A 15,358-nucleotide genomic window follows, 5' to 3' on the forward strand; every position below is an offset into this window, starting at 1 on the left:
CTGACATTTATCAAAGATCAATCTGTGCGATCACGTCCTTCAGAGCATTGGCGCTTGCATGAAGCTTCTCTGTCTCCTCCTCGGTCAGCGGAACACGAACGATACGTTTTACACCTTCCGGTCCGATAGAAGCCATGGTACTAAGACATACGTCTTCAACACCGTACTCTCCGTGAAGCATGGTTGATACACTGACTATTGTATCAGATGCAGCAAGAAGAAGCGAGCAAAGTCTGCAAACAGATACGGCTACCGCATAAAATGTAGCACCCTTCTTGGCGATCACAGTTGATCCTGAAGTATGAACATACTCCAGAACCTCTTCTCTGTCAAGTGGCTGCAGATCTTTCTGATCCTCATGAACAATCTTGTCAAATTCATCAAGGGTCGCACCTGCAACAAAGGCTCTGGACCACGGTACAAAGGAAGTATCTCCATGCTCTCCGAATACATAGGCGTGGATGTTTTTCTCAGATACGCCGTAGTGCTGGGAAAGTCTGCAGCGGAGACGGGCCGTATCCAGGGCGGTTCCGGAACCAAGGATCTGGTTCTCTGGAAGACCGGAAATTTTTGCAAATGCGTAGGTCATGATATCACATGGGTTGCTTACAATAATATAAAGCGCTTTTGGAGCCACCTTTACGATCTCCGGAGTGATGCTCTTCATAATGTTGACATTGGTCTGTGTCAGCTCGATACGTGTCTGTCCCGGTTTTCTGGCAATGCCGGAAGTGATGATCACAATGTCAGAATCAGCCGCATCCGGATAATCTCCTGCCACAATGGAGATCGGTTCACGGAAGCTGGTTCCCTGGTCAATATCCATGACCTCGCCCTCTGCCTTCTGCCTGTTGATATCGATCAGGACAATTTCCGAGGCAATGCTCTTCTGTGATAAAGTGTAAGCGATAGTTGAACCCACGCTTCCTGCTCCGATGATCGTAATTTTACTGCTCATATTTGTTCTCCTTTCAGCGTTGTTTGTCATTTAAATAACAACTTTAATTACATACATTCAAACATAACATAAAACATTGCCCTGTGCAATAAAAATTTTATTGTATTTCTCAGGTTAATCCCTGCCAATTTGCATTTCAAATTATTTAAACCACTTGTATTTTCTGATATTTCCCCTATTATTCTGTATACATTCCTGTTATTTTTTTATCGATTTATAGAAACAATTTCAGAAACATGGCAAAAAACCTCTGAACTTCAAAAAAAATCAGAAGTCCAGAGGTTTCTTTCATCTCTTATTATTGGCTTAGATTCAGATGTTTATAGCTGTTCCAACGTTCACCCGGTTAATTCTTCGCCTGGGCAAGGGCCTTTTGTGCAGCGCCCAGGATCCCTTCGGATGAATATGTGGCCCCGCTGACAGTATCAATTCCATCTGCCGACTGGTTTGCCATGATCTGAGAATAGATCGTGCTCCATGCAGGATCAAAAAATTCCGGTGTATCCTGATTTGTCTGCTCAATGGATGCGATCTGGCCTCCTGAGATCGTGATTGTCAGATATGTTTTTCCTCCATATCCAAAAGCTGATCCCGTATACGTTCCATCTCTGTACATTCCCGCCGGTTCCGGTGCTTCCGTTGGCTCCGGTGTTGCATCCGGCTCATCTGTCCCTGGTGTTGGAGTTACATTGGGTTTTTCAGGAACCGGCGTCACATCCGGGTCGTCCGGCTCCGGCGTCGGGGTTGCTGCCGGTGTCTCTGTTGGCTTCGGTGTGGCTGTTGGTTTCGGCGTTGCCGCAGGTTTCGGTGTGGCTGTTGGCTTTGGTATCGGTTTCTTTATCGGAGTTGGTGTGGGTTTCTTTCCATACTCCGGATTGACCGCTTCTTTGAGAGCTTTTTTTACAGCATTCAGAATTCCGTTGGAAGAATAGGTTGCTCCGCTGACTGCATCAATATCATCCACAGAATCTGTGCCTATGATCTGTTTTTCCAGCACGCTCCATGCTCTTTCAAAAAACTGCTCCGTGTCCGTATTTTCCTGTTTCAGAGCTTCGATCACTCCATCCTTGATGGTCACAATTACTTTCACGTCTCCATTGAAGCCCTTTGCCGAAGCTGTATATTTACCGTCCAGATATTTTTTCGGACTGTCCGGATCTTCCGGCTCCTTTGCAGAAGATGGTTTTTTTGTAGGTGACGGTGATGGTGTCATAGTTGGTACAGCCGTTACTACAGGTGCAGGGGTGACCTGCTGGCTACTTCCATCTGCCGCTGCCTGGGAGAGCGCATTCTGAACTGCCTGGATGATTCCGTTTGAGGAATAGGTTGCTCCGCTGACTGCATCTACATTCGGTGTATTTCCTGCGATCATCTTGCTGATCACGCCCTGAGCTGATGCAAAATAAGATGCGGTTTCCCCGGATGCATCCAGAATATCAATGGCTGTGATCTTTCCTCCGCTGACTGTTACCTGTACACGGATCGTACCACCGAATCCGGTTCCAGATCCTTCATATACTCCATCTTTATAGCCATTGGCCGGAACTGCCGCTACCGGGGTCTGGGTAGAACCCTGTCCTGCCGCACCGGCATTGCTTTTTGCTGATTCTGAAACCGTTCTCGTACCAGAACTTTTTTTTGCTGCTGTTTTTTTCGCACTTTTCTTTGATGAGCTTTTCTTTGATGTACTGTTTTTCTTATCTGAGGCAGATGTGCTGTCAGAAACAGTATTTCCTTCTTCATATCCGAGATATTTTTCCAACTCCGAAGCAGACATCACGGTTGTCTCTGCTTTCTGTACTGCTTCCGTTGATTCCTCGGATCCCTTCGCCTTTATGCCCGAAAACGCAAGCGCCGCAATCACAGCTGCTGCAGGGATCATTTTCGTCCAGGGCACCTTGGGTGTGCCATTTTCGGCTGGTTTTTTATCTTTTAAATCTTTTTCCATGGATACTTGTTCTCCCCTCTTTCTATGCGGCTTCCCGTCAGGCATATGCTCTGTATCGCATTCCAGGTGATTTTCCGGATTGCTGTAGAAATGAGCAGACCTCTGCCGCAGACATAAAAGGGTCTGCGGCAGAGGTTGTTCTTACTCTTTGCTAAACAGTTGCATTATTTAACAGTTACCACAAATTTCTTTGTAATTCCGTTGCATTTCACTGTGATCGTTGCTTTACCTTTTTTGATTCCCTTTACAACACCCTTGCTGTTTACAGCTGCAACTTTTTTATTGCTGCTTGTATATGTAATCTTGCCTGCAGGTGCTGCTTTGGATCTGATGGTTGTTGTTTTACCTTTCTTGATCGTTGCGGAGGATTTTACAAGGCTGAATGCAGGATTCTTGATAACTACCTTGCAGGTTGTCTTCAGAGTTCCTGCCTTTGCTGTAATCGTAACGGTTCCTGCTTTGATTCCTTTTACAACACCTGTTTTGCTGTTTACGGTTGCAACCTTTGTGTTGCTGCTTGTGTATTTTACAGTTGCAGATGGTGTTGCAGTTGCTTTTACAGTTGCTGTTTTTCCTTTGTAGATCGTTACGGAGGCCTTTGCAAATTTAATTGTAGAAGCTTTTACTGTTACCTTGCAGGTTGCTGTGGCATTTCCGACCTTTGCTGTGATAACTGCTGTTCCGGCTTTTACGCCTTTAACAACACCCTTGCTGCTTACTGTTGCAACCTTTGTGTTGCCGGACTTAAATGTTACTGCTGCATCGCTGTCATTTGTTGTTGCCTTAAGAGTCGTCGTTTTTCCTGTATATACAGCAGCTGCTGTCTTATCAAGTGTAACTGTTACCTTCTGAAGCTCTTTCTCTGCTCCCTGAAGATGTTCAAGTGCTTCATTTACCTCAGCCTGACTTGCATCTGTTTTTGCAAGAATGTCTTCTGCTTCCTGAAGCTCACCGGCAAAGGACTTCCAGGTTGCAATTGTGTAATCCTTCTCTGCCAGAGCTTTTGCAGCTTCCACTTCCGTTTTAAGACTTGTAAAATCAGTCGGCTCCATTGTAGGATTTACGATATTCTCTGCAGTTGCCTGGAAGCTGTAGGTATAGTCATTATATCCAAGAGCATACACTGTCAGTTTCCAGTATCCTGTTCCGTCTGTTCCTCCCGGAAGCTTGCAGCGTGCAGATTTTGTAAGTCCAAGCTGGATTCCCATTGCTTTATGCATCCAGTTATCTGCGGCAAACTTGGTTCCATAAGAAGCGAGGCATTTTGTATATGTGGAATCATCTCCATAATAATCCCAGCGTACAGCCTGCATATTTGCACCAAGATTGCCATAATTTCCATTGAGATCCACACGGAGGAATTCGCCGTAGCTTCCGCTTGCTGCTTTTACACTCGGCTTGATCCCTGTTGCTGTTTTTAACGCCTGATCCTTGATACCGGAAGCTGTTCCGTCTGATTTTCTTGCTGTAAATGTAAAGCCGTCACCATTTTTCTCCGCATATTTCAGACCATTTGTCTGTGCATTTACGTCTGCCACAAGGCCTTTATAATACTGGAGATTGTTTTCACTGTATCCTCCGGAGAGCATAGCTCCATCCTGTACGACATTATACTTTTTGCAGAAATCTGCAAAATCTGCGGTCTTAACTGCTACCGGAACATATTTCAGGCCATATATCTCATAATGATCCATCGTATAGGTTTTTCCATCTTCTGTTGTTATACTGCCTCTGTTCCATTTTACCTTGGAACCGTCTGTAAGATAAAGTGTGCTTCCTTTATCCTCCCAGTAGGATATATCGAATCTGGTCCCGTCTTCAGCAATGATCGTAGCTTCTGTCTGATAGCTTCCTCTGTGAAGTCCATGATTTGCAGTTGCTCTTGTTACTGTATCAAAAGCTCCTGTATCAAACTCACTATGTGAATCCTTCTCTTCTGAAGAGCTTGTATCTCCAGCTGCATAGACGCCTTCTGCTGCCCAGTACTCACCCCAGGTAAGTCCTGCATATACGTACTGATACTCGCCTGTCAGCTGGTCAGAATCGGAAAATGCTTCCGCCACTTCATCGCCTTCTGTGAAATCCTCTTCCCCTGTAGAGAACGGGTCTGCTTCCTCTGCTGTCTTATCCAGAGTCTCGACAGCTTCTGTATCTTCCTGCTGGATATCCTCTGTCTCGTCTGCCGCAGCTTCTGTCACTGCTGCTGTATCCTCTGTTGTATCCTCTGTTACAGCTGCAGTATCCTCTGCCGTTTCCTCTGTTACAAAATCCTCCGTATCTCCTGCCTCTGCCTCGGAAACCACGGCTGCATCAAGATCAGATGCCATTACAGCGGTCGGAAAAGTTGTTGCTGCCACCGCAAGACTTAAGATGCATGGAGCTGTTTTTTTCAGTAGATTCCACTTCTGCATTGCTTATTCCTCCTAAAAATATGATATATTTATAGAACCCTTTCCAGGTTTACTATCGCAAGTAACGCGGATATGAGCATTCCCTCTGCCAAACGGTCATAAACCGGATCGCCGGGAGATCAGCTTCACTCTGCAATATCCTCCACACTATAGGAATCCGCAAGCAGGCTGAACCGCTCCTTCATCCCCTCAGTGAGATACACATGATGGTCTTCATCCACAAAAAGTCCGTCTGCACCGTAAGCTTTCAACAGCTGTGTCCCTTTTTCCACCCCCAGCACAAAACATGCTGTGGAAAGCGCATCTGCCTCCAGACCTGAGTCACAGACTACCGTTACCCCGGTCACTCCGCTTTCTGCCGGATAGCCGGTAGACGGGTCCATAATGTGGTGATACCTTACACCATTTTCGATAAAATATTTCTCATAATCTCCGGATGTGGAAAGAAATTCTGTACCATTTAAGGCAACCACACCAAGATAGTCATCCTCATTTTCAGCTCTGGGATCTGTCACTGCCACATTCCAGGAAGAACCATCCGGCTTGCTTCCATAAGTCATGACACTGCTTCCTCCCAGATTCATAAGCGCCGCAGAGACTTCTTTCTGCGTTTTCAGATATTCCAGGATGGAATCACAGCCGATTCCCTTTCCGGCAGCTCCGAGATCCAGAGAACAGCCCTTGTCCATATGAACCATATTTCCATCCAGGGAAACCTTTTTGTATCCGGAATCCTTCAGCGCTTCCTGAATTTCATCTTTTCCGGGAATCCGCTGATTCTCCCCTCCGATATCCCACAGCCGGATCAGTTCTCCGATCGTCGGATCAAAGGCTCCATTAGAATCTTTCGCAATGGCAAGGATGCGTTCCAGATATCCGGAAAGTTCTTCGGAAATCTCCGTATCGTTTCCGCAATCTGCGTTCACCTTATAAATCTGCGAACTCTCATTTGTCCAGGACAGAAGATTCGTCTCCACATCTGTCAGAATTGAAGTCAGTTTACTGTTTATATCGTCTCCTGTGGTATAAAGTGTTTCCGATACCACAGTATCCATGGCAAAATCGGTATCTGTATAGTTCTGTATATCTTTCTCTGCCGCAGCCGGACATCCAACCGGAAACAGCATCACTGTCCCTGTGAGTACTGCTGTGGCAAAAAAAGCTTTCTTTTTAAGAGCCTGATATTTCATAGATTATTTTTCCTCAGTTGTTCCAATGTGAATATTTTTCCGCGGGCATGTCGCCGCACAGGCATGGCAGCAAAGACATTCCCCTGACATCGCCGTATCACCGTCAATATCCAGATGCGCCGGACATCTCTTTTTACAAAGTCCGCATTTCGGCGGGCATTTCTCACGATTTCTCCGGAATAAGGCTCCCGGCAAAATCGGCATCAGCGCAAACACCGCTCCCATCGGGCAGAGAAACTGGCAGAAAAAGCGCTCCTGGGTGCACATTCCGATCATGATCAGGATCAGCAGGATGATCCCTACCAAGTATTTACTGTTTGGAAGCCGTCCAGCTGTGATCATGGAAAAAACATCCCACGGGCTGGTTCCTGTGAGCTTTCCGTATACACCTGTGATGCAGGAAAGCAGGATCAGGGCCAGTACGATATATTTGACTTTCTGAAGTCTGTGGACCAGCTTTTCAGAAAGGGCTGGTTTCTTTTTTTTATGAAAACATTTCGTCCAGATCCAGGAAAAGCCTTCGTACACGGCATCACCGAAAGATCCGAACGCACACGCATATCCACAGAAATGTCTTCCGAAAAAGCAGGTGAAGATCAGAAGAACGGCCGTCACGGTCAAAAAAGAATTCCACTCCACCGCCTGTCCGGATCCAATGGCAAGAAAGATTGATTTGATTCCCGCAAAAGCTGTAGAGAACAGAGAAGGTGCCGCAATAAAGAACGCTAACTGTATCCCCGCACGCATCAGCCTTACTTCCCTCTGTCTCTTTTTCATGAATTTTCCGCCTTTCCAAGAGCTTCATCAACCGCATTCAGAATTCCTGTGGAACTAAAAGTTGCTCCTGATACGGTGTCCACATCTGTACTCTGGGCACTGATAATAGAATCGATCACGCTTTCTGCCTGAGAAAGATACGCGCTGTCCTCACCGGGAGCGCTTGTCACATTAATGGATGTGATCTCATCACCGGAAAGCGTCACCTCAACCTGAATCGTTCCACCGTAACCCTGTGCTTCTCCTGTATAGGTTCCGTCTTTATAGACATTATCTCTGCTGCTGTCTGCCTCGCCACTGTCCGCTGTACTGCCTGAACCGGAGCTGTCCGCAGATTCGTTGTCTGTGCTGTCGCTGCTGGATGCCTCGGTTTCTGCTGCAGTACTCTGGTTCTTCACACGGTTTGCGTAGCTTGTCTCCAGCGCGCTGAGAAGTTCATTCTGCTGCTCCTGAAGTGTATCTACCTTATCTGTCAGAGCCGCGATCTCTTTTTCATTTGCCTGGGCTTTCATGCTGCTGTTATAAAAAAGCACGGCAAGAACCACTAACAGCAATGAGATCACTCTCATGTAAAAATTCTGGTTTTTCATCTCTTTTCTCCCTTGTATTTATAACAATTCCGTAAATTGCTGCATCAGACTCAGGCTATACGAACATATATTGCTGCGTCAGATGCTCTCGATCCAGTCCTGCAATCTGCGTATAACTGTCTTTTGGATAAATTATGTAATTTTTATCCATATCCATAAATTAGTTTAGATTAATCATTTTTATAAAATTAGATGTTGCTAACTTACAGTCAAGTATTATATCATCTGATTTTTTTCTTGTCTACATTTTTGTTAGTAGTTTTTAACTTTTTATAATGTGAATTTTTTCGCCACTCCTCCCTTTCCGTTTGGAACAGCTGTATGAATTATGGTTAGATATCATTAACTTATGTTTGCCTTTTAATTTCGATTATGATATGATTTTTTTGAATCTGTAACAGAAATGGAGATTTGTTTTGAAGAAAAAAGAAATGATTTTTATTGCCGGGATCCTGATTCTAGCAGGGGTTCTCTGGCTTGGTTTTCAGATTGCGGGGAAACGGTCCCATAATATGATCCGTATTACCGTTGACGGAAAAGAGTTCGGAACCTATTCTCTTTCCCAGGACCAGATCATACACATCGGAGACACCAATGTCTGCGAGATCAAAGATGGAAAAGTTACCATGATCGAAGCAACTTGCCCGGATCATTACTGTATGAAACAGAAGGCTGTGGACGAGCACGGCGGTTCCATCATCTGCCTTCCTAATAAGGTTGTGATAGAAGGGGAAAATACTGCAGAGGATTCGGAGAGTTCCCCGAAAATTGATGCGGTGACATAAAATTTCCGGAGAATATGCGTAATGTATATTCTCCGTACAGTTTTCTCTGACAGATGGTATTCTGTCTGTGATATTCCTGCAACAAATGAAAGGATTTATTTATGAAACGAAAAACAGCTTATCTCGGATTATTTGCCGCAGTAGCAATCATTTTTGGATATGTGGAGTCTCTGATCCCTGTATTTACAGGGATTCCGGGTATCAAACTCGGACTTGCAAACCTGGCGGTGCTTTTTATACTGAACCGATATTCCTTTAAAGAAGCGGCTCTCGTGTCCGTTGTCAGAATCCTGGTGATCGGATTTATGTTTGGAAATCTGTTCAGTATTTTGTATAGTCTGGCTGGCGCTGCGCTTAGCCTGACTGTGATGGATCTTTTGAAAAAACATTCCTGCTTCAGTCTGATCGGTATCAGTGTGGCCGGTGGTGTCACACATAATATCGGTCAGCTGATCGTTGCCATGATCGTGGTGAGCAATACGAGTTTGATGATTTATGCACCGGCACTGCTGGTGGCAGGTGTCCTGGCAGGTATTCTCATAGGAGTGTTGACAAAGGAAGTTGTGGGACGACTTCCTTTGAATCTATAATGGATGTAGGTTTTAATTTCTTCCACAGCCTGCAACAACTGCGTGCCCGGAAAGACGATCAGGCTTCTGTTTCATCGTGGAACTGTGGAATCGGAGTCACCGGAGGATACGGCTCCGCCGGTGGCTCGTCGAACTCTCCGGAAATATTCCGATAGAAAACTGCCATACAGGTTTCTATATAAGGCACCAGCCAGATCAGTGCCAGATACAATGTAAATATGGAAAAAATGATCCACGGAACAAAACTTAAGAGCATTTTCATATATTCCCAGTAATGTCCTTTCATAAGCTTCGCACTGGCTTTCAGTGCCTGTACTCCTTTTATGTCCGAATTATCGGACAGGATGTAATAGCTCATGGTGAACGGCATAGCTGCCAGCAGGTTCAGCGCGAACCCGAGAAGTGTGAGCAGCATGTAAGTTACTGCCCAATTCATCTGCTCCTTCGTTGTATTTCCCATATTGCTTGTAAAAGAAAACCACACCAATGGAAGTGATGTCACCAGATTGATCAATGCCAGCACAAAGGATGCCACGATCACATGATCCGGCTGATGGCTGAAAAAGTACAGAAGATCTCCGAAAGAGTAGGCTTCCCTTCTGGAAATATTCAGGTAGATCCGGTAAAGTCCTGCGGAAAAAACACAAATCACCAGAGAAAGGATAAAACTGAATACCTCTCCTCCAATGATCGCATACAGGGAATCTCCCGGAAAAAGTGCTGTGGAAATATAGCTTGAAATTGCGCTCATCGCCGCAACTGCAATGCTCCCGATCACAGGGACAGTAAAATTACCGGCCAGAGTTTCCCCTGCCAGCTTCTTACAGCCCTTCAGATTTTTTCTCATAATTCTGTATCCCTTCGTTATAGAAGGCGAAGACTCCTCCAAGCCTCCGCCTCGTCATTTTACTTCAAATATATCATGTTTTTATATTTCAAATTTGTTTGTTTAGTCTGCAAGATTAAACGCATCATGTACCGCATTCATGGCACGTACGCCATCTTTCTCGTTAATGAGAACCGTCACACGGATCTCAGATGTTGCGATCATATTGATGTTCACACCCTCATTGTAAAGGCTCTCGAACATTTTTGCAGCAACACCCGGATTGCTCATCATGCCTGCTCCTACAATAGAAAGCTTGGCAATGTTTTTCTCCGCATGAAGCTCAGAATAGGCGATGCGTGCCTGGTTAGCTTCCAGAACATCCATTGCATCGTCCAGATCATTTTTATCAACGGTAAAGGAAATATCCTTGGTTCCGGCACGGCCGATAGACTGAAGGATCATATCCACATTGATATTTTTCTTAGCCAGGGTATCAAAAAGCTTAAATGCCACTCCTGGTGAATCTTTAAGTCCGATCACAGCAATACGTACTGCATCTGTATCCAGAGCAACACCGCTGATCAGCATTCTCTCCACTGTTACTTCCTCCTTTACCACGGTTCCTTCGCTGTTGTTGAGACTAGAACGTACCACCAGCGGCACGCCGTATTTCTTTGCCATCTCCACAGAACGGTTATGAAGCACTCCCGCACCCAAAGTTGCCAGATCAAGCATCTCATCGTAAGTGATCTCCTTGAGCTTGCGGGCATTCGAAACCTTACGCGGGTCTGCGGTATAAACACCGTCCACATCGGTATAGATCTCACAAGCATCTGCATGAAGTGCTGCTGCAATAGCTACGGCTGTGGTATCAGAACCGCCACGTCCAAGTGTGGTATAGTCATTATATTTATCAATGCCCTGGAAGCCTGTGACCACAACGATCCTGCGGTTATCCAGCTCTCTGCGGATACGTGCCGCATCGATCTTTTTCAGGCGTGCGCTACCGTGTGCACTTGTTGTGTGCATAGCCACCTGAAAGGCGTTCAGGGAAACAGCCGGTACTCCCAGACTGTCCATAGCCATGGACATCAGTGCCACTGACATCTGCTCTCCGATGGTAAAAAGCATATCCATCTCACGTTTCGGAGGTTTGTCATTGATATCTTTTGCCATGGTGATCAGCTCATCGGTATACTTACCCATTGCAGAAAGCACGACCACCACGTCGTTTCCTTTTTTGTAATCTTCGATACATCTTCTGGCAACGTTAAAGATACGCTCTTTGTTTGCCACAGAAGTACCGCCAAATTTTTTTACGATCAACATGTTCTTTTCTTCCCTTCGGCATCAATCCTTTACACGGATCATTGCCAGTACTTTTCCGGTAAGCTTGCTGATCTTCTCATAATATTCAGCCTGCTTCATCACCGGTGTGATAAATCCGAATTCGTCCGGAAGGTCATCCGGCTCAATGGTCTGTACATCACCAAAAGCTTTTTCCACTTCATCCATAGTAGTATCAGACACACGTACGAAGAAACGTCCCTCAACTTCATCCATATCCATAAGCTTCAGGGCATAGCTGCTCCAGTTTGTCATAATATTTCTGTGGAGATGCTTTGCTTCATCCACAACATCTGCAACTACTGCACTTGCAGTCGGAAGCTTACCTGCTCCGCTTCCGTAGAACATGGCATCTCCAAGAACGTTTCCGTGCACAAATACTGCATTAAACACATCATTTACACTGTAAAGCGGGCTGCTCTGGCCTACCAGGAACGGCGCTACCATTGCATAGAAAGAATCTCCGATCCTGCGGCTTGTGGCAAGAAGCTTGATGGTCATGCCAAGCTCTTTTGCATATTCCATGTCTGCCGGTGTGATCTTTGTGATTCCTTCTGTATAAATATCCTCGTAATTCAGGAATTTTCCGTATGCAAGTGAAGAAAGGATGGCGATCTTACGGCATGCGTCAGCACCTCCTACGTCTGCAGTCGGATCTGCCTCTGCATAGCCCTTTGCCTGGGCTTCCTTCAGAACCGTATCAAAATCACAGTTCTCTGTGCTCATCTTGTAAAGCATATAGTTGGTGGTTCCGTTAAGGATTCCTGTGATCTCATCGATCTCATCTGCTGTCAATGAAGAATTCAGTGCACGGATGATCGGGATACCACCGCCGCAGCTTGCCTCGAAAAGGAAGTTGATATTTTTTTCTTTTGCGATCTCCATGAGCTCGGAACCATGCTTGGCTACCAGGGCCTTATTGGATGTGCTTACGCTCTTTCCTGCCTGAAGCGCTCTTTTTACAAAAGTATAAGCCGGCTCGATCCCGCCCATAACTTCAACAACAATATCTACCTCCGGATCGTTTACGATCACTTCATAATCATGAACCAGAACTTTCTCAACCGGATCTCCCGGGAAATCTCTTAAGTCAAGAACGTATTTGATGTTGATCTCATCTCCGGCTCTCTTGTTAATGCTCTCATGATTGGTGTTGATGACTTCAACAACTCCGCTTCCTACTGTACCGTAGCCTAATACTGCTATGTTTATCATATGCTTACTCCCTGCCTAAAATTTTCAAATAGTGTATACCGTCTCTCTGCTCAATATCCTCCACCATAGCCTCTGCGTCGCCTTCTCCCGGAAGGATGTCAACGCTCAGCGTCAGTGTTGCGACTCCGTTAATTGGAATACTCTGATGTATGGTCAGGATATTACCGTGAAAACGGGCAATCGTCTGCAGCACCATTGATAAAAGCCCCGGCTCATCGTCCATCTGAATGATAAAGGTGATGGTCTTTCCCTTGGTCTCCTCGTGGAAAGGAAAAATATCGTCCTTATATTTGTAAAAAGAACTGCGGCTGATCCCGGTCCTTTCAGCAGCTTCCTGAACAGTAGCCACCCGTTTGGATTCCAGCAGTCTCTTGGCCTCAACCACCTTGAGAAGTACTTCCGGCACTGCCCGTTCTCTTACTACATAGTATTTTTTCTTTTCAACCTGTTTCTGCATAGTAACCTCTCTGACTGCTGTTCACACTGTGGCCAGCAGCCCCCTGTCCGTTTCATAAAGACAACTGTTTTTGTACAAGAGATATATTATCATAATAAAAGAAACTCCACAAGCGCTTTTTTTGCCTGCGGAGTCCTTTTCTCTGTCTTTATGGGGTTCCGTGACAGTAATGTTATTCTTTCTTTTTCGCCAGCGCGATCCATTTCAGGTATGCATTGATAAAAATGTCAATACCGCCGTCCAGAACTGCGTCAACATTACCGGTTTCTTCATTGGTTCTATGGTCTTTTACCATGGTGTATGGCTGCAGGACATAGGAACGGATCTGGTTTCCCCAGCCGATATCTGTCACTTCGCCTCGAATGCCGGAAAGCTTCTCCTCAGCTTCCTGCTGTTTCAGCATATACAGCTTGGCCTTCAGCATCTGCATAGCCTTATCCTTGTTCATGTGCTGAGAACGTTCATTCTGGCACTGTACCACGATTCCTGTCGGAAAATGGGTGATACGGATCGCAGAGGAGGTCTTGTTGATATGCTGTCCGCCGGCACCACTGCTTCGGTAGGTATCGATACGGATATCGTCATCATTGATCTCTACGTCCAGGTCCTTCTTGATATCCGGCATAACATCGCAGGATACAAAAGAGGTCTGTCTCTTTCCTGCTGCATTAAACGGGGAAATACGTACAAGACGATGAACACCCTTCTCGGATTTCAGATAACCGTAGGCGTTCTCTCCGTTCACCTGGAAGGTTACAGATTTCACACCGGCCTCATCACCGTCAAGGTAATCCAGGACTTCCAGCGCAAAGCCTTTCTTCTCCGCCCATCTGCTGTACATACGGTAAAGCATTCCGCACCAGTCGCAGGCTTCTGTACCGCCGGCTCCTGCGTTCAGCTTGATGATGGCATTCTCTCCGTCGTACTCTCCGGAAAGAAGTGTCTTCACACGGATGCTGTCAAAGCTTGCCTGGAACTCGTCCAGCATTTCCTGGATCTCAGGGACGATCTCAGGATCATTCTCCTCGTACCCCATCTCGATCATGGTTTCCATATCTTCCATCTGCGTTTCCAGATTATGGTATGTCTCAATATCGTCCTTGAGACTCTTTAACTGTTTCATCTTCATCTGGGATGCTTCCGCATTATCCCAGAAATCAGGCGCTTCCATCTCGCGCTCTAATTCTTCGACCTTCTGCTCTTTGTTAGCGAGGTCAAAGTGAATCCCTCACTTCCACTAATGGCTCTGTGTATGTTGCAAGAATACTCTTGAACTGATCTAACTCAACCACAGCTTCACCTTCTTTCTATATATTGATGCAGGATTTCCTGCCTGTCTTATACAATACCATATGGGCATAAAAATTACAACGAAAACGTGGTCAGGGCGTAAATATCCCCTCTCCTGTGCTTCAGAAGCGGCAGCTGCTCCCGGACTTTTTTTACCTCGTCCAGTTCCAGTTCCACAACCTTCACATCCGGCTTCTCATCCATCTCCATGAAGACTTTTCCCCAAGGATCTACGGCAATGGAATGGGCCCAGGAATGATATCCGGCGTTCAGGTCTCTGGCGGGTGCCGCTCCGATGGTGTACACCTGGTTGTCCACGGCTCTCTGGCGGAACATCAGCTCCCAGTGGAGGGGCCCTGTTGTCATGTTAAAAGCAGCCGGCACGATGATCACCTGAGCTCCTTTGTCCACCATCAGCCTGGCAAGTTCCGGAAAACGAAAGTCGTAGCAGATGCAAAGGCCCATCTTTCCAAATTCTGTGTCAAAAACCGTCACCTGGTCTCCTGGTGTCAGAGTATCGGATTCCTTAAAATACTGACCACCTTTTACGTCAATGTCAAAAAGATGCATCTTCCGGTGCTTACCGATCTGATGACCATTTTTGTCAAAGACATAAGAAGTGTTATAAATATGGCCGGCTTCATCTCTCTCCGGCATGCTTCCGGCTATGAGATAAAGCCTGTGTTCTGCCGCCAGTCGAGAACATTTTTCCCAGGTATCTCCGCCCTCAGTTTCGGCATATTCCGGAAAGTATTTATTTTCGTAGGGACAGCAGAACATTTCGGGCAGGACTGCCAGATCGATCCCCTGAAGCTCCGGGCTGGCAAGAAGTTCTGCCGCCTGGGTGATGTTGCGAAATTTATCAGCATGTACATGTGTCTGAAGAATTGCAGTTTTTATAATTGCCATATTATCCTATCCCTTCTCTTACAACGAAAATTAAGTATCTGCTATATTGACGCAGGATGATT

At 45.9% G+C, this 15,358-nt stretch carries 14 protein-coding genes; 2 read left to right on the forward strand and 12 right to left on the reverse strand.

Translation table 11 applies throughout. The features are described 5' to 3' along the window. Positions 1-10: 10 nt before the first annotated feature. The 6 genes from MUB50_RS01790 to MUB50_RS01815 form a co-directional block, all read right to left on the reverse strand. Positions 11-958, reverse strand: coding sequence for an L-lactate dehydrogenase (locus MUB50_RS01790; protein WP_118512657.1), 948 nt, complete (start codon positions 956-958; stop codon positions 11-13). A 346-nt stretch (positions 959-1,304) separates the two neighbouring features. Continuing rightward, a complete protein-coding gene (locus MUB50_RS01795; RefSeq protein ID WP_118512658.1) occupies positions 1,305-2,906 on the reverse strand; it encodes an FMN-binding protein in 1,602 nt (533 codons plus the stop codon). Positions 2,907-3,070: 164 nt separating this feature from the next. Beyond that, positions 3,071-5,317 carry a penicillin-binding Tp47 domain C-containing protein gene (locus MUB50_RS01800; RefSeq protein WP_244789896.1) on the reverse strand — a complete coding sequence of 749 codons (2,247 nt, stop codon included), beginning with the start codon at positions 5,315-5,317 and terminating at the stop codon, positions 3,071-3,073. Between the two features lie 125 nt (positions 5,318-5,442). Further along, entirely contained in the window at positions 5,443-6,507 is a 1,065-nt protein-coding gene (locus MUB50_RS01805; RefSeq protein WP_244789894.1) for an FAD:protein FMN transferase, read from the reverse strand. Between the two features lie 3 nt (positions 6,508-6,510). Then, positions 6,511-7,284: a 4Fe-4S binding protein gene (locus MUB50_RS01810; protein WP_138277007.1), complete on the reverse strand. Its 774-nt coding sequence runs from the start codon at positions 7,282-7,284 to the stop codon at positions 6,511-6,513. After that, positions 7,281-7,874 carry an FMN-binding protein gene (locus tag MUB50_RS01815; RefSeq protein ID WP_244789891.1) on the reverse strand — a complete coding sequence of 198 codons (594 nt, stop codon included), beginning with the start codon at positions 7,872-7,874 and terminating at the stop codon, positions 7,281-7,283. Before MUB50_RS01815 ends, MUB50_RS01810 begins: the two co-directional genes overlap by 4 nt. A 416-nt stretch (positions 7,875-8,290) precedes the next feature. Here MUB50_RS01815 and MUB50_RS01820 point away from each other — a divergent pair, with 416 nt between their 5' ends. Together MUB50_RS01820 and MUB50_RS01825 are read left to right on the forward strand one after the other, a co-directional pair. Continuing rightward, on the forward strand, positions 8,291-8,659 hold the full coding sequence (locus MUB50_RS01820; RefSeq protein WP_138277005.1) for a NusG domain II-containing protein: 369 nt from the start codon (positions 8,291-8,293) through the stop codon (positions 8,657-8,659). A 101-nt stretch (positions 8,660-8,760) separates the two neighbouring features. After that, positions 8,761-9,249, forward strand: coding sequence for a Gx transporter family protein (locus tag MUB50_RS01825; RefSeq protein ID WP_118623258.1), 489 nt, complete (start codon positions 8,761-8,763; stop codon positions 9,247-9,249). A 58-nt stretch (positions 9,250-9,307) separates the two neighbouring features. On the opposite strand, the gene MUB50_RS01830 is transcribed toward MUB50_RS01825, so the two are convergent. From MUB50_RS01830 to MUB50_RS01855, 6 genes are all read right to left on the reverse strand, one after another. Next, positions 9,308-10,096 carry a DUF975 family protein gene (locus tag MUB50_RS01830; protein WP_244789889.1) on the reverse strand — a complete coding sequence of 263 codons (789 nt, stop codon included), beginning with the start codon at positions 10,094-10,096 and terminating at the stop codon, positions 9,308-9,310. A gap of 102 nt (positions 10,097-10,198) precedes the next feature. Continuing rightward, positions 10,199-11,407: an aspartate kinase gene (locus MUB50_RS01835; RefSeq protein WP_118623254.1), complete on the reverse strand. Its 1,209-nt coding sequence runs from the start codon at positions 11,405-11,407 to the stop codon at positions 10,199-10,201. Between the two features lie 21 nt (positions 11,408-11,428). Then, positions 11,429-12,640 carry a homoserine dehydrogenase gene (locus MUB50_RS01840; RefSeq protein WP_021652697.1) on the reverse strand — a complete coding sequence of 404 codons (1,212 nt, stop codon included), beginning with the start codon at positions 12,638-12,640 and terminating at the stop codon, positions 11,429-11,431. A gap of 4 nt (positions 12,641-12,644) precedes the next feature. Next, the gene (locus tag MUB50_RS01845) at positions 12,645-13,097 is read right to left on the reverse strand and encodes an ACT domain-containing protein (RefSeq protein WP_059086691.1); all 453 of its coding nucleotides are present in this window, start codon (positions 13,095-13,097) and stop codon (positions 12,645-12,647) included. 172 nt (positions 13,098-13,269) lie between these two features. After that, positions 13,270-14,389, reverse strand: a protein-coding gene (gene prfB, locus MUB50_RS01850) for a peptide chain release factor 2 (protein ID WP_118512668.1) whose coding sequence is annotated in 2 segments (ribosomal slippage) — positions 13,270-14,313 and positions 14,315-14,389 — 1,119 coding nt in all. Because the reading frame shifts where the segments join, the coding sequence is not laid out codon by codon here. 73 nt (positions 14,390-14,462) lie between these two features. Then, positions 14,463-15,296, reverse strand: coding sequence for a carbon-nitrogen hydrolase family protein (locus MUB50_RS01855; RefSeq protein ID WP_244789887.1), 834 nt, complete (start codon positions 15,294-15,296; stop codon positions 14,463-14,465). Between the last annotated feature and the right edge of the window lie 62 nt (positions 15,297-15,358).

It is taken from the genome of Blautia sp. NSJ-140 (genome assembly GCF_022868965.1).
In the GTDB taxonomy this organism is placed as follows: domain Bacteria; phylum Bacillota; class Clostridia; order Lachnospirales; family Lachnospiraceae; genus Blautia_A.